General features: G+C 70.2%; 20 protein-coding genes and 1 tRNA gene. 7 read left to right on the top strand and 14 right to left on the bottom strand.

Annotated elements, in window-relative coordinates; all coding sequences use genetic code 11:
* Positions 1 to 129 precede the first annotated feature (129 nt).
* On the bottom strand, positions 130 to 2,940 hold the full coding sequence (locus IF17_RS0110920) for a CDP-glycerol glycerophosphotransferase family protein (protein WP_030564627.1): 2,811 nt from the start codon (positions 2,938 to 2,940) through the stop codon (positions 130 to 132).
* Between the two features lie 245 nt (positions 2,941 to 3,185).
* Positions 3,186 to 3,260 (bottom strand) — tRNA-Val (locus IF17_RS0110925).
* A 264-nt stretch (positions 3,261 to 3,524) separates the two neighbouring features.
* Here IF17_RS0110925 and IF17_RS0110930 point away from each other — a divergent pair.
* From IF17_RS0110930 to IF17_RS0110940, 3 genes are all read left to right on the top strand, one after another.
* Complete coding sequence (locus IF17_RS0110930; protein WP_030564629.1) at positions 3,525 to 4,325, top strand: DUF4097 family beta strand repeat-containing protein; 801 nt, start codon at positions 3,525 to 3,527, stop codon at positions 4,323 to 4,325.
* Between the two features lie 252 nt (positions 4,326 to 4,577).
* Positions 4,578 to 5,882, top strand: coding sequence for a hypothetical protein (locus tag IF17_RS0110935; protein ID WP_244890455.1), 1,305 nt, complete (start codon positions 4,578 to 4,580; stop codon positions 5,880 to 5,882).
* Positions 5,883 to 5,960: 78 nt separating this feature from the next.
* Positions 5,961 to 6,182: an FmdB family zinc ribbon protein gene (locus IF17_RS0110940; RefSeq protein WP_026241426.1), complete on the top strand. Its 222-nt coding sequence runs from the start codon at positions 5,961 to 5,963 to the stop codon at positions 6,180 to 6,182.
* A 58-nt stretch (positions 6,183 to 6,240) separates the two neighbouring features.
* On the opposite strand, the gene IF17_RS0110945 is transcribed toward IF17_RS0110940, so the two are convergent.
* The 4 genes from IF17_RS0110945 to IF17_RS0110960 form a co-directional block, all read right to left on the bottom strand.
* Positions 6,241 to 6,900, bottom strand: coding sequence for an O-methyltransferase (locus IF17_RS0110945; protein ID WP_018511714.1), 660 nt, complete (start codon positions 6,898 to 6,900; stop codon positions 6,241 to 6,243).
* A gap of 93 nt (positions 6,901 to 6,993) precedes the next feature.
* Entirely contained in the window at positions 6,994 to 7,815 is an 822-nt protein-coding gene (locus IF17_RS0110950; RefSeq protein WP_030564634.1) for an HAD family hydrolase, read from the bottom strand.
* Positions 7,812 to 10,325: a phosphoribosyltransferase gene (locus tag IF17_RS0110955; RefSeq protein WP_030564636.1), complete on the bottom strand. Its 2,514-nt coding sequence runs from the start codon at positions 10,323 to 10,325 to the stop codon at positions 7,812 to 7,814. Before IF17_RS0110955 ends, IF17_RS0110950 begins: the two co-directional genes overlap by 4 nt.
* 76 nt (positions 10,326 to 10,401) lie before the next feature.
* A complete protein-coding gene (locus IF17_RS0110960) occupies positions 10,402 to 11,574 on the bottom strand; it encodes an HpcH/HpaI aldolase/citrate lyase family protein (protein WP_030564638.1) in 1,173 nt (390 codons plus the stop codon).
* Positions 11,575 to 11,841: 267 nt separating this feature from the next.
* Here IF17_RS0110960 and IF17_RS0110965 point away from each other — a divergent pair, with 267 nt between their 5' ends.
* The gene (locus IF17_RS0110965) at positions 11,842 to 12,768 is read left to right on the top strand and encodes a TerD family protein (protein ID WP_030564641.1); all 927 of its coding nucleotides are present in this window, start codon (positions 11,842 to 11,844) and stop codon (positions 12,766 to 12,768) included.
* Positions 12,769 to 12,804: 36 nt separating this feature from the next.
* Here IF17_RS0110965 and IF17_RS0110970 read toward each other — a convergent pair whose 3' ends face one another.
* The 6 genes from IF17_RS0110970 to IF17_RS0110995 form a co-directional block, all read right to left on the bottom strand.
* Positions 12,805 to 13,539, bottom strand: coding sequence for a TerD family protein (locus IF17_RS0110970; protein ID WP_030564643.1), 735 nt, complete (start codon positions 13,537 to 13,539; stop codon positions 12,805 to 12,807).
* Positions 13,540 to 13,703: 164 nt separating this feature from the next.
* Entirely contained in the window at positions 13,704 to 14,864 is a 1,161-nt protein-coding gene (locus IF17_RS0110975; protein ID WP_030564645.1) for a DUF475 domain-containing protein, read from the bottom strand.
* A gap of 70 nt (positions 14,865 to 14,934) precedes the next feature.
* Positions 14,935 to 15,510, bottom strand: a complete 576-nt coding sequence (locus tag IF17_RS0110980; protein WP_018511707.1) for a TerD family protein — start codon at positions 15,508 to 15,510, stop codon at positions 14,935 to 14,937.
* Positions 15,511 to 15,752: 242 nt separating this feature from the next.
* A complete protein-coding gene (locus IF17_RS0110985; protein ID WP_018511706.1) occupies positions 15,753 to 16,328 on the bottom strand; it encodes a TerD family protein in 576 nt (191 codons plus the stop codon).
* Between the two features lie 138 nt (positions 16,329 to 16,466).
* Entirely contained in the window at positions 16,467 to 16,925 is a 459-nt protein-coding gene (locus tag IF17_RS0110990) for a peroxiredoxin (RefSeq protein ID WP_030564647.1), read from the bottom strand.
* A 195-nt stretch (positions 16,926 to 17,120) separates the two neighbouring features.
* Positions 17,121 to 17,558, bottom strand: a complete 438-nt coding sequence (locus IF17_RS0110995) for a DUF3052 domain-containing protein (RefSeq protein ID WP_030564649.1) — start codon at positions 17,556 to 17,558, stop codon at positions 17,121 to 17,123.
* A 506-nt stretch (positions 17,559 to 18,064) separates the two neighbouring features.
* Here IF17_RS0110995 and aceE point away from each other — a divergent pair.
* Positions 18,065 to 20,797, top strand: a complete 2,733-nt coding sequence (gene aceE, locus IF17_RS0111000) for a pyruvate dehydrogenase (acetyl-transferring), homodimeric type (RefSeq protein ID WP_030564651.1) — start codon at positions 18,065 to 18,067, stop codon at positions 20,795 to 20,797.
* Positions 20,798 to 20,874: 77 nt separating this feature from the next.
* On the opposite strand, the gene IF17_RS0111005 is transcribed toward aceE, so the two are convergent.
* Both IF17_RS0111005 and IF17_RS0111010 read right to left on the bottom strand, forming a co-directional pair.
* Entirely contained in the window at positions 20,875 to 21,306 is a 432-nt protein-coding gene (locus tag IF17_RS0111005) for a peptidase inhibitor family I36 protein (RefSeq protein WP_018511703.1), read from the bottom strand.
* 183 nt (positions 21,307 to 21,489) lie between these two features.
* The gene (locus IF17_RS0111010; RefSeq protein ID WP_030564654.1) at positions 21,490 to 23,109 is read right to left on the bottom strand and encodes an MFS transporter; all 1,620 of its coding nucleotides are present in this window, start codon (positions 23,107 to 23,109) and stop codon (positions 21,490 to 21,492) included.
* Positions 23,110 to 23,224: 115 nt separating this feature from the next.
* Here IF17_RS0111010 and IF17_RS0111015 point away from each other — a divergent pair, with 115 nt between their 5' ends.
* The gene (locus IF17_RS0111015) at positions 23,225 to 23,881 is read left to right on the top strand and encodes a TetR family transcriptional regulator (RefSeq protein WP_030564656.1); all 657 of its coding nucleotides are present in this window, start codon (positions 23,225 to 23,227) and stop codon (positions 23,879 to 23,881) included.
* Positions 23,882 to 24,029: 148 nt separating this feature from the next.
* Complete coding sequence (locus IF17_RS0111020) at positions 24,030 to 25,238, top strand: alpha/beta hydrolase (RefSeq protein WP_030564658.1); 1,209 nt, start codon at positions 24,030 to 24,032, stop codon at positions 25,236 to 25,238.
* The last annotated feature ends 27 nt before the right edge of the window (positions 25,239 to 25,265 follow it).

Consider the following 25,265-nt stretch of genomic DNA (forward strand, 5'->3'; position numbering starts at 1 on the left):
CCTGCCCGGACACTCCGTTCACCACGGAGGCCGGGCAGGGCGGGAGGAGAGGTGGCCGAGCAGGGCGGGAAGAGAGGTGGTCAGGCGCACGCGGGGACGACACGCGCACCGCACGACCGCACCCCACGCTCAGCCGTCGGTCGAGCCTGCGGCGTGCGGTCCGCCGGCGAGCATGCGGTCCACGACCCGCGCTGTCGCGAGACCGTCCCCGGGCTCGCAGAAGTCCCGCTTGAACTGGGCGTACTTCTCCCGGTACTCCGCCTCGACGGCATCGACGTCGCGCAGGGCCTTGACCAGCTCCTCGGAGGTCTTCAGCAGCGGCCCGGGAGCCCGGGTGGTGAAGTCGAAGTACAGGCCACGCAACGTGTCCCGGTAGTGCTCCAGGTCGTAGGTGAAGAAGAGCATCGGCTTGTCCGAGTGCGCGAAGTCGAAGAGCGCCGAGGAGTAGTCGGTGATCAGCACATCGGCGACCAGATACAGATCGGCGATGTCCGGATAGCGGGTCACATCCCAGACGAAGCCCCGGCCGGCACCCGGCACGCTGCCATGGACCTTCGGGTGTTTACGGAAGAGCAGCACGTGATCGTCACCGAGCTCGGCCTGCGCGGCGGCCAGGTCGATCCGCAGATCCAGCTTGTACAGCTTGCTCGCGTGCCGCTGGTCCTCCCGCCAGGTAGGCGCGTACAGCACCACCTTCTTGCCCTCGGGCAGACCGAGCCGCTCCCTGACCCGCGCCGCCCGCTCCTCGCGGTCGGGCGCGTAGAAGACGTCGTTGCGCGGATAACCGCTCTCGAACATGCCTCCTTCGATGTAGTACGCCCTGCTCATGATCTCCGTGGTGTACGCGTTCGGCGACACCACGAAGTCGAACTGCCGGTAGCTGTGCGGCAGGCTGGCGATATAGGCGGGGTTCGACTTGGGAGAGCCGAGCAGGTCCGCGCCGATCTTCTTCAGCGGTGTGCCGTGCCAGGTCTGCACGACCTTCTGCCCGGGACGGGTGACGAACCAGTCGCCGATCGCCGTGTTGACGACGACGTAACGGCTGCGCGCCAGTGCCTCGTAGCACTCGCGGCTGCCCCAGCCCACCACCCGCGCCTCCGGAGGCATCTCCGGCAGCCCCGAGTCCTGGATCCAGATGTGCTCGACCGGCACTCCCCGGCGCACCAGTTCCTCATGGACCGACCGCGGCGAATCCGAGAACTGCTTGCCCCCGAGACTCAGGTAGAGCACCGCGTCACGCAACGGGAGCTCACGCTGCTGCTGGAAGTACTCCTCGCGCAGAATGCGCTGCCGGTAGGCGCCGTGCTCATCGGGGCCGAGCATCCGTTCCGGCTCGATGAAGATGCGGTCGAATTCGCGGCGGTCCACGGTGAAGGCGCGCGGCTGCCCACCGGCGCGCTGCGGGCCAGTGAAGCGCAGAGGAAGCTCCCCCACCTGCTCCGGGCGCAAGGTCACGGGGATGTCCCTGGACTTGTCCCAGGCGTCCACATCGCGGAAGAACAGATACCAACGGCCGGGGCACAGGGGAAGCTCCGGGCCGCTCACCTGAGGGGCCGCCTCGGGCTCGATCCGGACCGTGAACCGCCCGTCGGCGATCTCGACCGGCAGCTCCTTCTCCTCCAGGCGGACGCCGTGCCGCAGGACGACCTTCTTCTTGGCCGCCTCCTCACCGGGATACGTACCCTCGATCACCAGCTCTCCCGCCGCCGTCACGGTCATCGCGTCGACGATGGGTCGGACGGGTCGCGTCGCCAGCATCAGCCGGCCACGCTCGTCGCGGTGAACGGACAGTTCACGGCCGGGCGCAAGCCCGTGCCGGCCGGTCGTGAAGTCCTCGGCGAGGAGGGCCTCCCGGTCCTGCCCGTCGGCTCCCTTCAAGGCCACCTTGAAGGGGCGGGACTTGATTCCCGACGGGTCGTTCGCGGCCAGCCGGTCAAGGCTGAACACCGCTCGGTAGCGCCGGAAGCCACCAGCGGAACCGGACGGGCCGGACGAGCCGGACAAGGGGGTGAGCGGGCTCTCGAACCCGGTGTCGCCCTCGACGACGCTCACGGCGGTGGGGACCTCGGCGCCACTCCGCGCCCTGGCGACCAGCACCAGTTCGCCGTCCACCACGGTGCAGGACTCGACCTCGACCGGAGGCTGCTGAACGGTGATGCTCACGGCATTCTTGGTGAAGCCGACCACGAGACGGGAGCCGTCCGCCAGGTGACGCACCTGGTTGTGCCCGGCCGTGCCCGCGTCGCGCTGGCGCACCCGCGCGGTGTGGATCCCGCCCGGCCCCGGTATCCCGATGTGGAGGAACCACTGACCGGCACCGCGCCCGGCGAGCTCGCGCAGCCGACGGGCGGAGACGACGACCTCGAAGCCTGTCCGGTCGTAGCAGTGGAGCGCCTGCCCGGAGGCGACGGTGGCCTGCTCGTTCTTGGTACGGCGCAGGCGCAGCTTGATGAGGCGCCCGGTCTTTCCGTTCTTCAGCACCGCGAACCGGCCGACCCGGCCCGACGGACGCGGCAGGTTCGCGACGAACGCGTACCCTCCCCACACCAGATCGTCGCCGCGCCACTCGACCGAGGTGAGCTGCGCCGTCACCGGCAGGTCACGACGTTCGAGCGCGGTTATCCGGTCCGGCAGCGCAAGGCTTCGCAGGCCCGGCAGCACCAGCCGTGGCCGCCGGGCACCTGTCACGAGGAAGGCGCCCGGGTCCCTGCGCTGCCCCCGGACCACCTCGACCAGATCCTCGGCACGCCCTTCGGAAGCGAGGTACCACATGACACGCTCGGCCGGACGGAGGCCGGTGAGGACCTTCTCACCGTGCGTGTCGAGCAGTTCCCGCGCCGTGGCACGCAACTCCTCGCGCTCCGCCTGCGAGCTCTCGGGAAAGAACCGCAAGGTCCTTCGCGCTCCTGCCGATGTGAGATCGGCGAGAGACTGTGCCATGGGTAACGCCCCTCTACAACGTGCTGGTCAACTCCAAGCCATCGCACGTTAACCGAGCTGCTCGCGTGCCTCACACTTGGCGTGATAACAGTACGAAAACATGCAGCTGGAAGCCGTCGGGGCTGGAGGGGCTGGATATCGGTGCAGCGGTATCGGGGTCCGGACCAGCAAACGCTGCGGGGGCTGCCGTCCTTCACTACCGTCGACGCCCCCCGCAGCGGCTCGCTGCGGGGGGCGTTCTGGTCTGGTGGGCGCGGACGGTTTCGAACCGCCGACATCTGCTTTGTAAGAGCAGCGCTCTACCCCTGAGCTACGCACCCGTGGATGAGGCAACAGCGTACATGGGCCGGGCCCCCTGCTCCTAAACCGATACGAGCCCCGAGCTGCGGGGGCTGGGGCGGGGGCTGGGGCGGGGGCTGGGGGCAAAGGCTGGGTCGAGCGGGGGGGGATAACCCCACCCCCGAGACGGTAGCTCTCCGGATGCCGCTGACCGGGCCCCGGTGCATACGGTTGGCAGTACACCGGACACCGGCAGCGACGACCGGTGGCACCGTCCGGCTGTACTTCCTGGGGGACCGATCATCGTGGACATCCGTACCAGCGCACCGACCCGCAAGCGCGGCGGGGTCCCCGGACGCGTAATCGCCGTGGGCGGCGGGGTCGCGCTGCTCGCGCTGGCTCTCTCCGGGTGCGGGGGTGCCGACGTCGATGACGCGCCGGTGGAGCGCAAGTCGTTCGCGTTGCAGGGGAAGACGCTGACCATCGACGCCGAGGACTCGACCGTGACCCTTGTGCCGGCCGATGTGGACGAGGTCGAGGTGGAGCGGCAGGTCGACGGGTGGGTGGTGCTGGGGAGTGGGCCCGATCCCGTCTGGAAGATGGAGAACGACACCCTGACGCTTCGGCTGAAGTGCGACGCCATGATCAACAACTGTGCCGCGCGCCACGAGGTGAAGGTGCCGCGCGGGGTGACCGTGAGGGCCGACGCGGACAACGGGGAGATCACCGCGACCGGGTTCGACGCCCCGCTGCGGCTCTCCGCCGACAACGGTGACATCGCCGTACGGGATTCCGGCGGACCGCTCGACCTCAAGAGCGACAACGGGTCCGTCCTCGCCGAGCGGATAGGCACCAAGTCCGTGGTCGCCCGCGCGGACAACGGGGAGATCCGGCTGGGGTTCAGCGGTGTGCCCGATCTGGTGGACACCGTCAGCGACAACGGGAGCATCGTCATCGATCTGCCGCAGGGCGGACAGAAGTACGCCGTGAACGCGAGCGCCGACAACGGGGAGGTCGCCATCGGGGTGCCGCGCAGCGACAGCAGCGCCCATGTGGTGAAGGCCCGCAGCGACAACGGGGAAGTGAAGGTTCGAACAGTGAACTAGAACCGCGAACTATCGGGCCCGTGTGTTCGTCCTTACCTGGTGGGAGAATGTACCGGCAGGGGCGGAACAGCACGGGAGAGGGATGTGACGGCGACGCGCACGCGGCCAGAGGCAGGAGCGGGTGGGAGTTCCGCCGTCGAGAGCGTTTCCGGTGCCCGGGGCGGGAGCCGCGAGCGGCTAGCGCCCGGAAAGCCTCCCGGGAGGCCGCCGGGGAGGCGGACAGGCCCGGCAGGGCAGGGGCTCCGGGATGTTCTGGCCCTCGCGCTGCTGCCCGTGCCCCTGCTCGTCGCCACGCTGCCCGCCGCCTTCGCCGGGGGCGGTACGCGGCGGTGGTTCGGCGGGCGTGGGGAGAGTCAGCGTGCCGAGGCCCAGGCAGCGAGGGACGCGGCGGCCGAGGCCTTCTACGAGCTGGACACCGCCCAGCGTGACCTCAAGATCTCCATCGAGACGATCAACGCCGTCGACGACTCTCCGCGCGGCCGCAAGGCGGCCGAGGACTTCGCCGCGTTGGGACGACGCATCGACGACGTCAGCCACGCCTACATCACCGCCGTCGACGCCCACGATCTGGACCGGGACGACCTGGAGCCCTCCGTCGCCGCCAGCGCCCGCACCGAGCTGACCCGGGCCAAGGACGATCTCGTACGGGTCAAGGGCGAGCTGGACCGGTTCGGCCAGGGGCTCGGGACGCTGCTGGGCAGTGCGGAGACCCAGCTCGCCCGGCTCGCCCCCGCCGTGGAGCGGGCCCGGCAGGCGCTGCTCGGGGCGAGCAACGCGCTCGATGCCGTGCGGGCGGCGGGGCTGCGCGCCGATGAGCTCGCGGCCCGGCTCGCCGCCCTCGCCCCCGAGCTGACCAAGCTGAACCAGGGCGCGGGAAAGCACGGGGTCGCCGAGACGCTCCAGCGGGCCGATGTGGTCCTGCGCGATGCGGAGGCCCTGCGGGCCGAGGCGGAGCGGCTGCCGGAGCGGGCCGCCGAGATCGACCGCCGGCTGGTGTCGCTGCGGACCCGCGCCCAGGCCCTGACGACGCGGGCGGGCTCGGTGGAGCCGGTCCTCAGCGAGCTGCGGCGCCGGTTCTCGGCCGCCTGCTGGCAGGACCTCCAGCCGGTGCCGGAGCAGGCCGCCGTCAACGTGACGCAGGCGGAGGAGAAGCTCGCGGAGGCAGCGAAGGCACGCGACGAGCAGCGCTGGGCGGACGCCACGTCCCGGCTCTCCACGGTCCGGGCCCTGCTCAACGCCGTGGACGAGGCGGTCTCCGCCGCCGGGGACCGGTTGCAGCGGCTGGACGCCGTGGCGAAGGACCCGCAGCAGGAGATCGAGCGGACCCGGTTCGCCGTACGGGACGCGCAGCGCCTCGCCATGGCCGGCCGGCACACGCCCGACCCCCGGCACGCCCGGCCCCTGGACGACTCGGTGGCACGGCTGGACCGGGCCGTCGCCGGTCTTGAGGGCCGCCACCCCGACTACTGGCACTTCCTGACCGAGACCGAGGCCGTGCGGCAGACCGCCGCCCGGGTCGTCTCCGACATCCGCGAGGAGCGCGGCGGCGGCGCCTGAGCCCGCACGGTCCCGCCCAGTCCCGCCCAGTCCCGGGAGTCCGTAGCCGCCGGGCGCCGATGGCTCTAGCCTGGGGCCATGCCTCGCTATGAATTCCGCTGCCGCACCTGCGGAGACACGTTCGAACTCAGCCGTCCCATGGCCCAGTCCTCGGACCCGGCCTCCTGCCCCGCCGGCCATGACGACACGGTCAAGCTGCTCTCCGCCGTGGCCGTGGGCGGCGCCGCCGCGTCCGCACCCGCACCGTCCGGTGGCGGCGGTGGGGGCGGAGGCTGCTGCGGCGGCGGCTGCTGCGGCTGAGCCCAGCCGCACAGAAAGAAGAACAGAAGCACAGGAAGAAGAGCAGAAAAGGGTCGCGCTACTTCTTGCGCGCGAGCGTCAGGCCGTCCGAGACCGCCAGCAGCACGCTGTCCATCCGGGCGTCCGCGCTCGCGTGGTCGTTGAACTCCTTGATCGCCGCCGTCGACCCGGTGGCCCGCGGGTCCGTGACACCGCCGTGGAAGAGCACGTTGTCCACGGCGATCACGCCACCCTGCCGCATCCGGGGCACCAGTTCCTCCCAGTACCCGATGTAGCCGCCCTTGTCCGCGTCCAGGTAGGCGAAGTCGATGTGCGGCTCGGCGGGCATTGCGCGCAGGGTGTCCAGGGCCGGGGCGATGCGCAGGTCGATCCGGTCCGCGACGCCCGCCTTCTCCCAGGCCTCACGCCCGTACGCCGTCCACTCCTCCGAGATGTCGCAGGCGATCAGCGTGCCGTCGGCGGGCAGCGCCTGGGCCATGGCGAGGGCGCTGAACCCGGTGAACGTGCCGACCTCCACCACATGCCGGGCGCCCACCAGCCGGACGAGGAAGGCGAGCAGCGGCGCCTGCTCCTCGGCCGACACCATGCCGGCGTGGTCGGGGAAGCGGGCGTACGTGGTCTCCACCAGCTCCCGTTGGACCGGGTCCAGCGGCGGGTTGTGGGCCAGCATGTACGCGTACAGCTCGGGGGTGATCGTGGTCTCGTTGCCCTTGGTCATGCCCCCCAGCCTTCCCCAACCGGCGCCGTCGCGCAGCCGAACCCACGCAGCCCACACGGCCGGACTCACGCAGCCGGATTCACTCCCCCGCGCTCACCCGGCCGAAGCCGCCAGGAACCGGCGCAGGATCTCCTCCCCCGCAACCCCGCCCCGCTCCTCCAGCGCCACGACGTGCGGGGCGCGCCAGTCGTTCTCGGCCAGCTCACCGTGGCCGGGGCGCCAGCCCAGGTCGGCGGCGAGCAGCAGGTCGGCGTCGAGGAGGGAGTCCCCGGCGGCGAGGGTGCGGGTGGCGCCGGAGCGGCGGGCGACCTCGTTCATGGCGGCGCTCTTGGTGAGCGGCACGGGGACCGCGTAGATCTTGCGGCCCTGGAGGGAGACGGTCCAGCCCCGCTCCTGCGCCCACACCGCCAGCTCCTTCACCCACTCCTCGGGGAGCAGGGAGCGTTCGACGACCAGATAGGCGAAGAGGTTCTCGGCGACGCGCTCCTTGAGGAGCCAGCCCGGGTCGGCGGTGGTGGCGAGGTGGGCGCGGATCTCGGTGAGGGGGGCGCACTCGTCGGCGATGCGCGCCTCCACCTGCTGCTGCCAGTCCCGGTCGGAGACCCCGTCGACGAGGATGTGCCCGCCGTTGGCGCAGATCGCGTACTGCGGGGCGGGGCCGGGGAGATGGATGCGGTGGTACTGCTCGCGGGTCCGGGTGGTGGTGGGCACGAAGACCGTGGAGCCGGCCACCTCGGTGAGGAGGGCGGCGGCCGTCTCCGTCATGTACGAGAGGGGCTTGTGGCCGTACACCTCGACGCAGAGGAGCCGCGGAGCCTCCGCGTCCGGCATCGACAGGTCGAGCGCGGCCGCCGAGTAGATGAGGGTGCGGTCGAGGTCGCTCGCCACGAGAGTGGTGGAAGAAGCCGTGCTCATGCGCCCTGCACCGCCTTACCGTCCGCACCCGTCGCACCGCGCGTGAACCGGGGGTGGATCAGACCGACACAGCTGTACGGGAGGTCGTCGACCTCCTCGACCGGGACGCCGCGCTGTTCGGCCAGCAGCCGGATGTGGGTCAGGTCCGTGCCCGCCCCGCGCTTCGCGAGGATCTTCCAGGGGACCCGGCGCAGCAGGACCCGGGTGGTCTCGCCGACGCCCGGCTTGACCAGGTTGACGTCGTGGATGCCGTACTCCTCGCTGATCCGCTCGACGGCCGCCCAGCCCTCCCAGGTCGGGGCCCGGTCGGCGGCGAGCAGCTCCTTGGTCTCGGCGCCGACCCGGTCCGCCACCTCGTCGAACCGGGCGGTCACGGCCGCCAGGAAGTCGCCGGAGACGTCGGAGTCCGCCAGCTCGCGGTAGAACTTCGCGCCGTGGAAGTCGTCGGGGCCGACCAGGTCGGCGCGGAGCACCGTACGGGAGATGAGGCCGGAGACCGTGGAGTTGAGGCAGGCCGAGGGGATCAGGAAGTCCTCGCGGGTGCCGTACGTACGGACGCAGCCGCCCGGGTCGGCGAGCACCGCGATCTCCGGGTCGAAGCCGACCGGACCGGCGGAGCCGCCGGGTCCGCCCGACGCCTCGAACTCCTCGATCGCCGCCGCCAGTTCGCGGGTGATCGCGCCCTTCCCCGTCCAGCCGTCGACGAACACCACGTCGGCCGGGTCGTGGTGGGCGGCGAGCCAGCGCAGGGCGGTGGCGTCGATGCCCCGGCCCCGGACGATGGAGATCGCGTAGTGCGGCAGGTCCAGGCCGTGCCGGTGGCGGGCCCAGTGGCGCATCAGCACCCCGACGGGCGTTCCGGCGCGGGCGAGCGAGACGAGGACCGGGCGCGGTCCGCGTTCGGCGAGGACCGTCTCGGTGACGGTGCCCACCGCACGGGCGATGCGCGTGGCGGAGGCGTCCAGGGCGGCCGCGAACAGGGCTTGGTACTCGGCGCTCGGCTGGTACTCCACGGGCAGCGACTCCGCGTAGTGCGCGCCGCCGCTCTGGATCGCCTCCTCGCGCTCCTCGGTGGGCGCCTCCAGCTCGGTGTCCGAGAGGTCCTGGAGCAGCCAGCCGACGTCCTCGGGCGCGTAACTGGAGAAGTCGGGGCCTCGGAGGGGCTCGGGCAGCACGGCGGGCTCCTGAAGAGGTGTAGGGGTGTACGAGGGGACGACCGCGAGGAGGACCTGGCCGGTGTGGGCCGCGAGGCGGGCCGGCAGGCCGTCGGGGGCGTGCAGTTCGGGGGTGTCGGCGATGGAGTCGACGACGGCGACCACCGCGTCGAAGCCCGCTCCCGCCACGTTGTACGCGTACCGGTCGCCGGGGCCGTCCGCCGGGTCGTCGTGGGCCGGGAAGACCAGGCGGGTGCGTATCGCGTAGCCGGGATCGTCGACGGCGAGGACGGGCGAGCGGGTGGTGGTGGAGTACCGGACCTCGGCGCCGGACCCCATGGCCGCTTCCAGGGCGGTGCCCAGGCGCAGCGGCGCGTACATCAGCTCCTCGAAGCCGAGGACGAGCACGCGGCGGACATCGCTGTCCAGCGCGCCCGCGATCCGCTCCGCCATGCCCGGGAGCGCCGCTTCGAGCGCCGCCCGGTGAGCGGGGGTGAAGCCGTGCCGGCCGCCGTCGGGGACCTCCGCAGGCCAGTCCAGGGCGACCCGGGTGACGGGGGCGGGGGCGGGGGCGGAGGCTGCGACAGTCTCGTCGGCGCGCCCCGCCTGCTCGGCCTCCTGGTCCGCGACCAAGGCCTGCCCCCGCTCCAGTACGCCTTCGGGGAGCGTGACCGTGCCCGAGGAGCGGGTCACCAGGTCGACGCGGGCGCCGATCTCGGCGGCGAAGGCGGTCAGCCGGTCGCGGTCCCCCGCCGAGCGCATGTCGACCAGCGCGACGATGACGTACCGCTCGCGCGGGTGCGTCTCGTGCAGCGCGCGGATGGTGTTGAGCACGGTGTTGCCGGTGGAGAACTCGTCGTCGACCAGCACCAGAGTGGAGGCCTCCGCTCCCCCGGCCAGCAGCTCCGGGTCCTCCGGCAGCAGCAGGTGCGAGGTGGCGTGCGAATGGGCCTCCTCGAAGCCGCCCGCCTGCGCGACGCCCGCGACGGGCCGCCGGGTGGAGTGCAGGTACGGGGCGTCCCGCAGGCCGTCCGCGACGGCGTGGCCGAGGCCGGTGGCCGTCTCCGCGTACCCGAGGACGACCGCGCGGCGGGCCTCCTCCGCGCCGAGGAGCGCCCGTACGCGCTCACCGAGCCCGTACCCCGCCCCGTACACGACGGAGGGCTTCTGGGGCACATGCTTGCCCAGCACGTTGGAGACGAGCAGGTGGGCCCGCTTGGGGTTGCGCCGCAGGGCGAGGCCCAGCAGCTCGTGGAGCTCCCCGTCGCCCTCCAGGGCCACTCCCAGCCGCTCGGCCACCCAGTCGCCCGACCACACCACGTCCACGGCCTCTTCTCTCCTGGCGCGCCCGCTCATCGGTACGCGCTCACTACGCCCGCTCATCGGCGCGCGCTCATTACGCTCGGTCATCGGCACGCGCCGCCACGCGCGCTCATTTCGTCAGGCCGGCGGCCAGCAGGTCCACGAAGCCGACGTCCTCGCTCGCCACCCCGAAGACCTCGGCCCGCCGTAGCGTGCGCTCGGCCCAGGCCCGGTGGGGCTTCACTTCATTCATCTTGTTCGTATACGCCGAGCGCAGCACCCCACCGCCTCCGCGCTCGGGCCGCAGGATGTCCTGCGCGTCGGTGAACTCCTCGTGGCTGACCACGGAGAGTGCGTGGACGGGTGCCACGTGCGACGGGTGGATGCAGGTCTTGCCGAGCAGGCCGTTGGCGCGGTCGAGCTCGATCTCCCGCAGCAGGCCGTCGAGGTCGTGCTCGATCAGTGCCGTACGGAGCTCCTCCGCGCTGCCCTCCAGGAAGGGGCTGCGGCGCAGCTGGGGCTTGAACATGCGCTCCTGGCGGCGGAAGTACTCCCAGACCGGGCCGGTGATCGTGAAGCCGGTGCCGTCGGCCCGGCCGAGCACGTTGACCACGTCGGCGATCACGGAGCCGACGATCTGGACGTCGTACGCCGTCATGTCGGGCGCGCGGCGCAGTCCGTAGGCCGAGCAGAAGTCGGTGACGCCGAGCCGGAGGGCGAGCACCCGGTCCCGGTACTTGTCGACGGAGCGCGCGATTCCCTGGAGGACCTCACCGCGCGTCTCCAGGTGGAGCAGCTCGGGCGATTCGAGGACCGGCATGGCGAACAGCCGCTGTCCGCAGGCCGCTTCGGCTTCCGCCAGGGCCTCCAGGAAGAGCGTTCCCCGCTCTTCGGTGAATTTGGGAAGTACAAAACCGGACAACATCCGGACGGAGGTGCCGAGCCGGTCGACGAGGTCGGTGATCTGGCCCGGTTCACGGACCCGGACGAACAGGAGCGGCAGCCCGGTGCCCGTGGCGTCCCGCTCCGCGAGCTGTGCGAACTGCCTGACCAGGTTGGCCTCGGCGTCGACCACCTCGGCGTCGTCGATCGAGTCCTCCAGGCACAGCACCATGGAGACGACGCCGCGCCCGGCCTGCTTCATCACATCGTCGGCCAGCGTGGGCCGGGTGGCCGGGGAGTAGAGCGTGGCGCCCAGGGCGACGGAGAGCAGGCTCGCGGGCGAGGCCGCGCTGAACTCACACGGCTCCTGGAAGAACAGGCCCTCCCGGGCAGCGGGCGGTATATACCCGAAGTGACGCATGAGTTTCCCCCGAACTGCCTGACCGGCCGGACAACGTATGGCCGGTAATAGTACGTACGGACGCGTGTCAACAGTTCCCGATGTACATGAATTTCCGGTTACCCGCCCTTCACGCCGCCTCTTCTCGCGGTACCGTTCGGCCCTCTTTCCTCCCTCCCCCTCCCCTCCTCCTTCCCTCCCTCTTCCCCCTCTCCGGCCCGGCACCGACGCGACAGGCCAGGGACTTTGCCGCCCCCGCGTTGTCCGGACGTGCCGCCAGCAGGCAGGATGACGCCCATGACGCACACGATGCTGAAGGGCTCGAACGTCCCGGTCGACGCCGTGGCCGTACGGGCCGTGCTGCGCTGGACCCCGGGGACCGGTGTTCCCGACGTGGACGCCTCCGCCCTGCTGCTCGGGACCTCCGGCCGTGTGCGGTCCGACGAGGACTTCGTCTTCTACAACCAGCCCCGCCACCCCTCCGGGCTGGTCCGGCGGCTGCCGAAGCGCAGTGTCGCCGAGGGGCTCACGGACACCGTCGAGGCGGACCTCGGCGGGCTGGACGCGTCGGTGGACCAGGTCGTCATCGCCGCCTCCACCGACGGCGACGCCTTCCAGCGCGTGCCTGACCTGCGGATACTCCTCTTCGACGCGGCGTTCGCCGACGGGGACCCGCTGGCCGTCTTCGATGTGCGGCCGGAGACCGGGGAGGAGACCGCGATCATCTGCGGGGAGCTCTACCGGCGCGGCGAGGGATGGAAGTTCCGGGCGGTCGGCCAGGGCTATCCCACCGGGCTGATCGGTCTTGCCACCGCCTTCGGGATCTCGGTCGACGATTCGGAGGCCGGTGACGGTGCGGAGGAGCCGTCCGGAGCCGCTCCGGGCCCCGCTCAGCCGCCCGCTGCCCACGCGCCCGCCCACGCCGCCTCCGATCCCGCCGCCACGCACACGGCCTCCGCGCCGGACCCCGACTCCCAGGCCACGGTCCTGCACCGGCAGCCCGCCTACGGCTACCCGCCGCCCGTCGCGCCCCCGGCCGTGCCTCCGGTGGCCGCGCCGCAGCCCGCCGCGAACGCCCAGCCGGCGTACGGCTACCCGCAGGGGGCCGGTGCGCCGCCCGCGTACGGCTATCCGCAGCCGGCGGCGGCCGCCGCCCACGCGCCCGACCCGCACTTCGTCCTGCCGCCGCAGGGGCCGCAGTTCATCCGGTCCTGAGCGATTCCGGTCCTGTGGGCTCAGGTCCGGACGGGCTCAGGTCCGTGACTTGTAGCCCCGCCCCCACTGCATGCCGTAGCCGTAGAGCCGGTCCAGCTCGGACTGGAATCCATACACGAACTTCACCTCGCGCCGCACGATGAGCTCGTCCTTGACGTTGTCCACGGTGAACACCGCGCAGGAGCGGGCCTGCGGTGCGCGCTCGTCGAGTTCGATCTCGATCCGGGGGCCGTTGCCCGGGTAGAGCGTGATCTTGGCGTGCGTACGGTCGAACGCGGGCGTCCGGTCGTAGATGTAGACGAAGAACAGCAGCCGCTTGAACTGGTCGCGCTGGTCCAGGTTGACGTAGACCGTCTCCCCGGAGGGGGCGCCGAAGCGGTCGTCGCCGCTGAGCCGGATGTAGGGCGGGCTGTTCAGATCGCCGATGAGGTTGCCCAGCGGCTGGACGACCCCCTTGGTGCCGTCCTTCAGCTCGTACATGCAGCCGAGGTCCAGGTCGACGTTGACGACGCCCTGGGTGTGCGCCTGGACAACCTCGGGCTGGAAGAGCTTCAGAGGGCGCCGCAGCCGGCCGCTCTGGCGCGAGCGGCCCTCGATGTCCGATGTACGCATCCGCCAGGACAGGTTGACCCTCAGGTTGCCCGAGAGGGCGCCCTGTTTGCTGAGCGAGACCGTGGCATTGCGTTTCGAGAGCACGATGGCGCTCGATGTGCCGTTGCCCGAGTCGAACTGTGCCGCGCGCCCCGGCCACAGGCCGTCGAAGAATCCCATCCCAACCCCCACCTGTTCGCCCTGTCGCCTGTCAACCCTGTCGCCCGCTGTCGCGGGCCCTGCACACCACTGCGGGGCGGCCACCGGGCCGGGTCCGGGGGAATCCCGGAGAGCCGTCGCCGTGTGGGCCGCCCCGCAGAGAGCGTTCCTCAATCCCTACCGGGTCACACCCCGGAGCGGACTTCGGCCTTGGAACCCGGACTTCCGCCGGTGTCCCCGTCGCCTCCGCCCGAGGCGGCGATGGCCCGGTTGCGGCGGAGCGAGGACCAGAAGGAGAGACCGATGAGGACGACACCGATCAGGCCGGTGATGATCTCGTTGATCTCGTACTGGATGGTGACCAGCAGGATGACGGAGAGCGCGCCGATCGCGTAGTGCGCGCCGTGCTCCAGGTAGACGTAGTCGTCCAGCGTGCCCTGGCGGACCAGGTAGACGGTGAGCGAACGGACGTACATGGCGCCGATACCGAGGCCGAGGGCCATCAGCACGATCTCGTTGGTGATGGCGAAGGCGCCGATGACGCCGTCGAACGAGAAGGAGGCGTCCAGGACTTCCAGGTAGAGGAAGAGGAAGAACGCGGCCTTTCCGGCGAGGGCGACCCCGGTGACGGGCTTGCCCTTCTTCTTGGCCTGCTCCTCGGCCTCGTGCTCGCGCTCCTCCTCCTCTTCGAGCTTGCCCTCGAAGAATCCGGAGAGCCCGCCGACGACGAGGTAGGTGATCAGACCCGCGATGCCCGAGAGCATCACGGTCGAGGCCTTGTCCACATGCCCGCCACCGTGCTGGTGGGCCTGGGTCGCGAAGGTCATGGCGGTGATCATCAGCACGATCAGCGCGACGCAGACCGACAGCATGTCGACCTTGCCGAGCTTGGCGAGCGGGCGCTCGATCCAGCGGAGCCACTGGATGTCACGGTCCTCGAAGATGAAGTCGAGGAAGATCATCAACAGGAACATGCCACCGAAGGCGGCGATCGACGGATGGGCGTCCGTCACCAGTTCCTTGTACTTCTCGGGGTCGTTGAAGGAAAGGTCGATGGCCTCGATCGGCCCGAGCTGGGCGCTCACGGCCACGATCACGACGGGGAAGACCAGCCGCATACCGAAGACGGCGATCAGGATGCCGATGGTGAGGAAGATTTTCTGCCAGAAGGCATTCATCTTCTTCAGGATTCCGGCGTTGATCACCGCGTTGTCGAAGGACAGCGAGATCTCCAGGATCGTCAGGATCGCGACGATACCGAAGGCTTGCCACCCCCCGTAGAAGAAGGCTGCGACCAGGCCGAGCGCGGTAACCGCGAACGACCAGCCGAAGGTTTTCAGGACCACTGCTACCCCATCGTGTCTATGTAAGGGTCTCCCCCGGTGTGTACGGGGCTCCCCCGCGCCGTGCGCGGCGTTACGAAACGTTGACGCCGAAGTCTAGAGCGATGCCCCGGAGCCCCGACGCGTACCCCTGACCGACTGCACGGAATTTCCACTCGCCCTGGTAGCGGTAGAGCTCACCGAAGATCATCGCGGTCTCGGTGGAGGCGTCCTCGCTGAGGTCGTAGCGCGCCAGCTCCTGGCCGTCGGCCTGGTTGACGACGCGGATGAAGGCGTTGCTGACCTGCCCGAACGCCTGGCCCCGGTTGTCGGCGTCGTGGATGGAGACCGGGAAGACGATCTTGTCGCAGTGCGCGGGGACCTGGTCGAGCCGCACGATGACCGACTCGTCGTCGCCGTCGCCCTCACCCGTCAGGTTGTCACCGGTGTGCTCGACGGAGCCGTCGGGGCTGGTGAGGTTGTTGTAGAAGATGAACCACTCGTCCCCGAGCACCCGGCCCGACCGGCACAGCAGCGCGCTGGCGTCGAGGTCGAAGTCGGCTCCGGTGGTGGAGCGTGCGTCCCAGCCGAGCCCGACCAGCACCTGCGTGAGGTTGGGTGCGACCTTGGAGAGGGAGACATTGCCTCCCTTGGCGAGTGTGACGCCCATGTGTGTCCTCCCCGAGTCGTGGAAACGCTTTACGGGCGCTCTCCACGCCCGCGGTCGGGCGCCGAAGGCGGCCCGGTCAGGGTGGACCCGGCCATGGATCCGCCGGACACCCCCTGAGCGCGTCCGGCGCCGCACGGGATGCGGCGCCGGACGGGTGGTACGTGAGCGCTGCGCGCGCCCGGTCATGCTGGACCGTGATGTCCTCGGACGGTGCCCTCAGGCGGTGCCCTCAGCCGGTGTCCTCAGACGTTGACGCCGAAGTCCTGCGCGATGCCGCGCAGGCCCGAGGCGTAGCCCTGGCCGATGGCGCGGAACTTCCACTCGGCACCGTTGCGGTAGAGCTCGCCGAAGACCATCGCGGTCTCCGTCGAGGCGTCCTCGCTCAGGTCGTAGCGGGCGAGCTCGCTGTTGTCTGCCTGGTTCACCACGCGGATGTACGCGTTGCGGACCTGGCCGAAGCTCTGCTGACGGCTCTCGGCCTCGTAGATCGAGACCGGGAAGACGATCTTGTCGACGTCGGCCGGGACACCGGCGAGGTTCACCTTGATGACCTCGTCGTCGCCCTCGCCCTCGCCGGTGAGGTTGTCACCGGTGTGCTCGACGGAGCCGTCGGGGCTCTTCAGGTTGTTGAAGAAGACGAAATTGCCGTCCGCCGCGACCTTGCCCTCGGCGTTCGCCAGCAGCGCGCTGGCGTCGAGGTCGAAGTCGCCGCCGGTGGTGGTGCGGGCGTCCCAGCCCAGACCGACGATGACCGCGGTCAGGTTGGGCGCGGCCTTGGTCAGCGAGACGTTGCCGCCCTTGCTGAGGCTGACTCCCACGAGTCCTCCAGTAGTTTTCTCAGGGGCCGGCAGACACCAGCGTCCCCGTCGTTCGTTGGCATCGGATCAACGATTGGATCCTAGTGACCGGTTCCCGGCGAAAACAGGCTTTTGGCCGGGCGCCGCCAGGAGATCGTCTCAGAGCGCTTCGAGCGCCTTGATGTAGTCGTTCAGGTCACGCGCGTCCGGCAGGCCGTTGACGACGCTCCAGCGGACGGTGCCCGCCTTGTCGATGATGAAGGTGCCGCGCACCGCGCAGCCCTTGTCCTCGTCGAAGACGCCGTACGCCCGCGAGGTCTCGCCGTGCGGCCAGAAGTCGGAGAGCAGCGGGTATTCGAGGCCCTCCTGCTCGGCGAAGACGCGCAGGGTGTGGATGGAGTCGCTGGAGACCGCGAGCAGCTGGGTGTCGTCGTTCTCGAAGCGGGGCAGCTCGTCGCGGAGCGCGCACAGCTCACCCGTGCAGACGCCGGTGAAGGCGAACGGGTAGAAGAGCAGCACCACGTTCTTCTCGCCGCGGAAGTCCGCCAGCCGCACGGTCCGGCCGTGGTTGTCCTTGAGTTCGAAATCCGGAGCCTCGGTACCGACCTCGATCGCCATGGAACACACAGCCCTTCCGTCGCTTCTCACGTCTCTCACGTCCCGGCTTCCGTTCGTACGTGGCCGTCGTGTCCGTTCACACGTGTCCGGCCGTCCGGGTGACTCCCACCCTACGCACGGGCCGCCGGAGCACGTACGAAGGCCCCCGACGGCGGCTCAGCGCCGTCGGGGGCCCCGGGTGGTGTAGCGAGTGGTTCAGCGCTTGGCCTTGGCCCCCTTGGGGGTGACCAGACGGCTGCCCGTCCAGTCCTTGCCCGCGCTGATGCTCTTGGTCTGGGCGAGACCGGCCGTCTGGGCAGCCTCATTGATGTCGCTCGGTTCGACGTATCCGTCACGGCCGGTCTTCGGCGTCATCAGCCAGACCGTACCGCCGTCCTCGAGCAGACCAATGGCATCCACCAGCGCGTCCGTAAGGTCGCCGTCCTCGTCGCGGAACCAGAGCAGGACGACGTCTGCGACGTCGTCGTACTCCTCGTCGACGAGTTCCTGGCCGGTAGTGGCCTCAATGCCCTCACGGAGCTCCAGCTCGACGTCGTCGTCGTAGCCGATCTCCTGGACCACTTGTCCGGGCTCGAACCCCAGGCGTGCTGCCGGGTTGGTCCGCTCCTCCGCGTGGTCCGCGGTCGCGCTCACGGGTTGCCTCCTGATCATGTCTTCGGAAAATGCTGCAGCCACGCGCGTGCGCGGGGCGTAGGCCGTAGTCCACACGGGCCCGGCGAATCGCGCAAGTACCCGGCGTGCGAGACCGCCTAAACGGTGACGTTCCCTGCCACGTCACCGCAGGCTCCGGCATGTCTCTCCGGGGCCTGGGCCGGTCCCTCCGGGGCTCCGCAAGGTCACCCCATCCGTTTACGTCCTTCCTCAGCTTATGCCGTTTCGCTCCGCCAATCGGATTCGAACGGCCTTTGGGAACGCTTGGACGGCTTGGGCGTAAGGTTGCGGTTTGCCCGTACCCCGCCGCGTACTGCCCATACTCGTGCCCCGCCGGAGAAATTTCGGAACCTCAGGGTTACCCCACGGTAGAGATGACGTTCGGGCCCTCGCGGTAGCACGATGGAGGCGGCGCACACACAGTTGACCCGGGGGTACGTTCCCCGTAACAGACCCCGCAGAGCACCACCGAACAGCGAAGGAACAGTGTGGCTTCCGGATCCGATCGCAACCCGATCATCATTGGCGGCCTTCCGAGCCAGGTCCCGGATTTTGATCCGGAGGAGACCCAGGAATGGCTCGACTCCCTCGACGCCGCCGTCGACGAGCGAGGCCGTGAGCGGGCCCGCTACCTGATGCTCCGGCTCATCGAGCGCGCGCGGGAGAAGCGTGTCGCCGTGCCGGAGATGCGCAGCACGGACTACGTGAACACGATCGCCACGAAGGACGAGCCGTTCTTCCCCGGCGACGAGGAGATCGAGCGCAAGGTCCTCAACGCGACCCGCTGGAACGCGGCCGTGATGGTCTCGCGGGCGCAGCGCCCCGGGATCGGTGTCGGCGGCCACATCGCCACCTTCGCCTCCTCCGCCTCGCTGTACGACGTGGGCTTCAACCACTTCTTCCGCGGCAAGGACCAGGGCGACGGCGGCGACCAGATCTTCTTCCAGGGACACGCGTCCCCGGGGATCTACGCCCGCGCGTTCCTGCTCGACCGGCTGAGCGAGGCCCAGCTCGACGCGTTCCGCCAGGAGAAGTCGAAGGCGCCGAACGGGCTGTCCAGCTACCCGCACCCGCGGCTGATGCCGGACTTCTGGGAGTTCCCGACCGTCTCGATGGGCCTCGGCCCGCTCGGCGCGATCTACCAGGCGCGGATGAACCGCTACATGGAGGCGCGCGGCATCGCCGACACCTCCAAGTCGCATGTGTGGGCCTACCTGGGCGACGGCGAGATGGACGAGCCCGAGTCGCTGGGCCAGCTCTCCATCGCCGCCCGCGAGAACCTGGACAACCTGACCTTCGTCGTCAACTGCAACCTCCAGCGGCTCGACGGCCCGGTGCGCGGCAACGGCAAGATCATCCAGGAGCTGGAGTCGCAGTTCCGGGGTGCCGGCTGGAACGTCATCAAGCTGGTCTGGGACCGCTCCTGGGACCCGCTGCTGGCGCAGGACCGCACGGGCATCCTGGTCAACAAGCTGAACACCACGCCGGACGGCCAGTTCCAGACGTACGCCACCGAGACCGGCTCGTACATCCGCGAGCACTTCTTCGGTGACGACCCGCGGCTGCGCGACATGGTCAAGGACATGACCGACCAGCAGATCCTGCACCTGGGGCGCGGCGGGCACGACCACAGGAAGGTCTACGCGGCCTATGCGGCGGCCAAGGCGCACAAGGGCCAGCCGACCGTGATCCTCGCGCAGACGGTCAAGGGCTGGACGCTGGGGCCGAACTTCGAGGGCCGCAACGCGACCCACCAGATGAAGAAGCTCACGGTCGAGGACCTCAAGCGGTTCCGCGACCGGCTGCACATCCCGATCACCGACAAGCAGCTGGACGAGGGCTACCCGCCCTACTACCACCCGGGCCGCGACTCGGAGGAGATCCAGTACATGCACGACCGCCGCAACAGTCTGGGCGGCTATGTGCCGACCCGGGTGGTGCGTGCGAAGCCCCTGCCGCAGCCCGAGGAGAAGACGTACGCGGCTGCGAAGAAGGGTTCGGGTACGCAGTCGATCGCCACCACCATGGCGTTCGTCCGCATCCTGAAGGACCTCATGCGGGACAAGGAGATCGGCAAGCGGTTCGTGCTGATCGCGCCCGATGAGTACCGCACGTTCGGCATGGACGCGTTCTTCCCGAGTGCGAAGATCTACAACCCGCTGGGCCAGCAGTACGAGGCGGTCGACCGCGATCTGCTGCTCGCGTACAAGGAGTCGCCGACGGGCCAGATGCTGCACGACGGCATCTCCGAGGCGGGCTGTACGGCCTCGCTGATCGCCGCCGGTTCGGCGTACGCGACGCACGGCGAGCCGCTGATCCCGGTGTACGTCTTCTACTCGATGTTCGGGTTCCAGCGCACCGGTGACCAGTTCTGGCAGATGGCCGACCAGCTCTCGCGCGGTTTCGTGCTGGGTGCGACCGCCGGGCGTACGACGCTGACCGGTGAGGGCCTCCAGCACGCGGACGGCCACTCGCAGCTGCTCGCCTCGACCAACCCGGGCTGTGTCGCCTACGACCCGGCCTTCGGGTACGAGATCGCGCACATCATGCAGGACGGGCTGCGCCGGATGTACGGCGAGGCCAACGAGGACGTCTTCTACTACCTCACCGTCTACAACGAGCCGATCCAGCACCCGGCCGAGCCCGAGAACGTCGACGTGGACGGCATCCTCAAGGGCGTCTACCGCTTCAAGCAGGGCGAGGCGGGCGAGATCCCGGCGCAGATCCTGGCGTCCGGTGTGGCGGTCCCGTGGGCCGTCGAGGCGCAGAAGATCCTCGCCGAGGAGTGGAACGTCAAGGCGGACGTCTGGTCGGCCACCTCCTGGAACGAGCTGCGGCGCGAGGCCGTGGACGTGGAGCGGTACAACCTGCTCCACCCGGAGGAGGAGCAGCGCGTCCCGTACGTGACGAAGAAGCTCGAAGGGGCCGAGGGCCCGTTCGTGGCGGTCTCGGACTGGATGCGTTCGGTGCCGGACCAGATCGCGCGCTGGGTGCCCGGTGCGTACCAGTCGCTGGGCGCGGACGGCTTCGGCTTCGCCGACACCCGTGGTGCGGCGCGCCGGTTCTTCCACATCGACGCGCAGTCGATCGTCCTCGCGGTGCTCACCGAGCTCGCGAAGGAGGGGAAGATCGACCGGTCGGCCCTGAAGACGGCGCTGGACCGCTACGACCTCCTGGACGTGGCCGCGGCCGATCCGGGTGCGGCGGGCGGCGACGCGTAGCCGTAGAGCTGTTGTGGGGGTCCGAGGGGCGGTGACGCGCGTGCGTCGCCGCCCCTCGGCGTGTCCGGTCGCGGACGCTAGTTCTCCCAGATTTTGAACGCCCGTACCTGGTACGGGGAGCGGGGCAGCCAGGTCCCGCCGCCCGGGTACGTCTCGAACTCACCCGTCTCCTGGCATTCGGCGGACTGGTAGGTGGTGACGGGCCGGCCGGTGCGATTGGCGAGGGACTGGGCGTCGCCGCCCTTGGGGAGCGGGGTGCAGCTCTCGATGTCGACGGTGGAGAGTTCGTACGTCTGCCGGGCGCCGGTGAAGTCGGGCTTCTTCCAGAGGCAGAGCCGGCCGGCCTCGCAGGTGCCGAGCCGGACGTCGGAGGCAGGCTGCACGCGCGCCGGGGACCGGTCCTGGGCGAGCGCCTGCGGGATGAGTGCGGTGAGCGCGGTGACGGCCAGGCCTGCGGCGAGAACGGTCGTGCGGTTCGTGCGCATGGTCGTGCGCGTGGTCGTACGCATGATGGATCAACCCCCGTGGTCGTGCGCCGCGCCCTGTCGTGGCGCGGTGCTGTCCTGACCACCCTGACCAGCGCGGAAGCGCCCGGGGAAGAGGGGGACGGCCCACGCCACCCTGATAGGCGACAGCCCCGCCGAAAGGATTCGGCGGGGCTGTGGTGTGCGCTGTGTTGACGCCGTGAGCGCCTAGATGTGGCCGACTCCCGCGCCCGCCTCGGCGTTCGCGCCGCGCTTGGTGAGGGTGGCGACACCGGCCGCGATGACAGCGACGACGCCCGCGACGGTGAAGGCCAGGCCCATGCCGGACATGAACGTGTCGTGGATGACGCCGCCGATGGTGTCGATGACGTCCGGCGTCATGCCGGGAGCCTTGGAGAGGGCGTCCACCGGGACCATGCCGAACTCGGCGGCTTCCTCCAGCTTCGGGTCGGGCGTGCCGGGCAGGCCCGCGTCCGTCCAGTTGCCCGCGAACTCCGAGCTGACCTTGGAGGACATGACCGCGCCGAGGACGGCGGTGCCGAGGGCGCCGCCGACCTGCATGGCGGCCTGCTGGAGGCCGCCGGCCACGCCGGAGAGCTCCAGCGGCGCGTTGCCGACGATGACCTCGGTGGCGCCGACCATGACCGGGGCGAGTCCGCAGCCGAGCAGGGCGAACCAGAGGGACATGGCGAAGGTGCCGGTGGACTCGCTGAGCGTCGTCATGCCGAACATGGCGGTGGCCGTGCAGACCATGCCGCCGACCAGCGGCACACGGGGGCCGAACTTGGTGATCAGCAGACCGGCGACCGGCGAGGAGACGATCATCATGGCGGTCAGCGGCAGCAGGTGGAGACCGCTGTCGACCGGGCTGAGGCCGTGGACGCCCTGGAGGAAGAACGTCACGAAGAAGAGGCCGCCCATGAAGGCGAACGCCATCAGCACCATGAGGATGGTGCCGGCCGTCAACGGGATGGAGCGGAACATCGTCAGCGGGACGAGCGGCTCGCGCACCCGCGTCTGCCAGAGGCCGAAGGCGAGGAAGAGGGCGATCGCGAGGCCGAGGAAGAACCAGGTCCAGGCGCCGCCCCAGCCCCAGGACTCACCGGCCTTGATGATGCCCCAGATGAGGGAGAACATCGCGCCCGAGAGCAGCACGATGCCCAGGATGTCGAAGGAGCGCGGCGCGTTGGCGGCGCGGTGGTCCTTGAGGATCACCAGGCCGAAGATGAGCGCGACGATGCCGACCGGCACGTTGATGAAGAAGACCGACTGCCAGCTGACGTGCTCGACGAGCAGACCGCCGACGATGGGGCCGCCCGCGGTGGACGCCCCGATGACCATGCCCCAGATGCCGATGGCCATGTTCAGCTTCTCGGCGGGGAAGGTGGCCCGCAGGAGGCCGAGCGCGGCGGGCATCAGCAGGGCGCCGAAGAGGCCCTGGAGCACGCGGAAGAGGACGACCAGGCCGATCTCCTTGGAGAAGCCGATCGCGGCGGAGGAGGCCGCGAAGCCCGCGATGCCGATGAGGAAGGTCTGGCGGTGGCCGAAGCGGTCGCCGAGCTTGCCCGCGGTGATCAGGGCGACGGCCAGGGCGAGCAGATAGCCGTTGGTGATCCACTGGACGTCGGCGAGCGTGGCGCCGAGGTCCTTCTGGATCGCGGGGTTCGCGATGGCGACGATCGTGCCGTCGAGCGCGACCATCATCACGCCGATGGCGACGGCGAACAGGGTCAGCCAGGGGTGGCCGCGAAGCCCCTTGGCCGCGGCGGGTACGGGGCCGTCTTCCGGTTCCCGCGGCGCCTTCTCGACGGTGGTCTGACTAGTCATACGCGGAGACTAGTGACAGCCGCTGACAGTTGACAAACGCATTCACGAGACAGTAGCTGTCGCGTAGCTCACAGGTAAGCTGACCTGGACAAACGAGGGAAAAGAGGACTAGTACGTGACCCATGGGCAGAGAGCCGCGACCCGGCCCGGACTGCGTGAGCGCAAGAAGCAGCGCACCCGCGACGCCCTGTTGCGCGCCGCCCTCGAACTCTTCACGACCCAGGGGTACGAACGCACCACCGTCGACGAGATCGTCGAGGCGGTCGACGTCTCCCAGCGCACCTTCTTCCGCTACTTCGCGAGCAAGGAGGACATCACGTTCGCGGTACAGGAGATGGTCGAGTCCCGCTTCATCGCGGAGCTGCGCGACCGCCCCGCCGGCGAGGCCCCGTTCGAGGCGATGCGCCGGGCGGTGCTCTGCGCCTGGAACAGCATCGGTGAGGCGATCGAGGAGGTCATCACGGTCGACCTCCATATGCGCACGTACCAGATGATCGAATCGACCCCCTCCCTGCTCGCCGCCCATATGCGGCGCGGGATCGCCCTGGAGAACCAGATCGCCCAGCTGATCGCGGAGCGCGAGGGTCTCGACGTGACGCGGGACCCGCGGCCCCGGGTGGCCGTCGCCGCGTTCTCCGGGGTGATGCGGGTGACCGGCCAGCTGTGGGGCCAGGGCCACGATTCGAGCGTGGAGGCGCTGCGCGACCTCACCGAGGAGTATCTGGACCAGCTCGTCCCGGCGCTGGCGGGGGACTGGCGGCAGGCGGGGTGACCACGGCCTCCAGGCGGACGGCGGCTACCACAGCGACAGCGGTCGGCCGTGACCGTCCGTGAAGAATTGCGGTTGAATCCTTCGCAGCCGGGTGATGTACCTCACCTGAATCACGGTCATACGCGCACGTCTCCTAGGGTGTGGCGCAGTGACTTCTTTCGACTCCTCCCCCACCCTGACCGCATGGCGCGCGCTGCTCGCCGTAGCGGTCGTGTTCGTGATGCTGGCGACGACGGGATGGTCCGCCGTACGGGATCACCAGGCCGACGGGGCGCGTGAGCTGGCCCTCGCCTCCTGGGCGCGGGACCGGATAGCGGGGCGTCCGCTGCCGGAGGCCGGGGCGCCCGCCTTCCGGATGGCCCACTTCTTCGCCACGCTCACCTCGGGGCAGCAGAGGTCGCTCGCCGACAAGTACCCCACGGTCGTGGGGAACCTGAACGGAGTCCCGGTCACCCTGCGCTACCACGCCAACCGGCTGGCCCTGAAGCAGGCGGTGGCCGTCGAGAAGCGGCGTACGTACGACGAGACGCTCTCGGAGGGCGGCCGCAGCGAGGCGGCCCAGCGGGCGGCCCGCTTCCGGTCGATGCTCGCGAAGGACCGCCAGATCCTTGCCTTCGACCCGTCCGGGCGCGGCCGTGCCGCCGAGGTGTTCGGCGATCTCGACCGGGCCTCCCGGGTCTCCGTGGTCGTCCCGGGCGTCGACACCAACCTCCTCACCCTGGAGCGGAGCCGGCGCGTCAACTCCGCGCCCGTCGGCATGGCGAAGTCCCTGTACGGGGCGGAGCGCGCGGCCTCCCCCGGCACCCGTACCGCCGTCATCGCCTGGGCCGACTACACCGCCCCGGCCGGTCTCGGCATGGACGCGGCGCTCGGCGGACTCGCGACGGAGGGCGCCCTGCGGCTGAACGCTCTGGTGGGGGCGTTGCCCGGCACGTCCACGGTCTCGCTGTTCTGCCACAGCTACGGCTCCGTGGTGTGCGGGGTGGCCGCCGACAAGGCCCCCGACCGGGTGGCCGACATCGCGGTCGCCGGATCCCCCGGTATGCGGGCCGAGAGTGCCGCGCGGCTCGACACCGACGCCCGGATCTGGGCGATGCGGGACCGGGACGACTGGATCCAGGACGTGCCGCACCTGGAGTTCGGCGGCATCGGGCACGGCGCGGACCCGGTCGACCCGGCCTTCGGGGCCCGGCTGGTCTCGGCGGCCGGCGCCGCGGGCCACAGCGGCTACTTCGAACCCGGCACCGAGAGCCTCGGCAACTTCGCGGCGATCGGCGTCGGCGCCTACGGATCGGTCAGCTGCGCAACCGCCGATGGCGCTTGCCACAGTGGTATTTCCGGTGACCGGGAAGGCTGACGCGCGTAGAGCGGCGTGACAAGCCGA

It is taken from the genome of Streptomyces cyaneofuscatus, from assembly GCF_000718135.1.
In the GTDB taxonomy this organism is placed as follows: Bacteria; Actinomycetota; Actinomycetes; order Streptomycetales; family Streptomycetaceae; genus Streptomyces; species Streptomyces cyaneofuscatus.

What these genes read in the sequence shown, in the direction of transcription:
- IF17_RS0110950 (WP_030564634.1), bottom strand. Translation starts at nt 7,815, where the DNA reads ATGAGCACGGCTTCTTCCACCACTCTCGTGGCGAGCGACCTCGACCGC.
- IF17_RS0110920 (WP_030564627.1), bottom strand. Translation starts at nt 2,940, where the DNA reads ATGGCACAGTCTCTCGCCGATCTCACATCGGCAGGAGCGCGAAGGACC.
- IF17_RS0110960 (WP_030564638.1), bottom strand. Translation starts at nt 11,574, where the DNA reads ATGCGTCACTTCGGGTATATACCGCCCGCTGCCCGGGAGGGCCTGTTC.
- IF17_RS0110990 (WP_030564647.1), bottom strand. Translation starts at nt 16,925, where the DNA reads ATGGCGATCGAGGTCGGTACCGAGGCTCCGGATTTCGAACTCAAGGAC.
- IF17_RS0110970 (WP_030564643.1), bottom strand. Translation starts at nt 13,539, where the DNA reads ATGGGATTCTTCGACGGCCTGTGGCCGGGGCGCGCGGCACAGTTCGAC.
- IF17_RS0110940 (WP_026241426.1), top strand. Translation starts at nt 5,961, where the DNA reads ATGCCTCGCTATGAATTCCGCTGCCGCACCTGCGGAGACACGTTCGAA.
- IF17_RS0110980 (WP_018511707.1), bottom strand. Translation starts at nt 15,510, where the DNA reads ATGGGCGTCACACTCGCCAAGGGAGGCAATGTCTCCCTCTCCAAGGTC.
- IF17_RS0110955 (WP_030564636.1), bottom strand. Translation starts at nt 10,325, where the DNA reads ATGAGCGGGCGCGCCAGGAGAGAAGAGGCCGTGGACGTGGTGTGGTCG.
- IF17_RS0110945 (WP_018511714.1), bottom strand. Translation starts at nt 6,900, where the DNA reads ATGACCAAGGGCAACGAGACCACGATCACCCCCGAGCTGTACGCGTAC.
- IF17_RS0111005 (WP_018511703.1), bottom strand. Translation starts at nt 21,306, where the DNA reads ATGCGTACGACCACGCGCACGACCATGCGCACGAACCGCACGACCGTT.
- IF17_RS0110965 (WP_030564641.1), top strand. Translation starts at nt 11,842, where the DNA reads ATGACGCCCATGACGCACACGATGCTGAAGGGCTCGAACGTCCCGGTC.
- IF17_RS0111010 (WP_030564654.1), bottom strand. Translation starts at nt 23,109, where the DNA reads ATGACTAGTCAGACCACCGTCGAGAAGGCGCCGCGGGAACCGGAAGAC.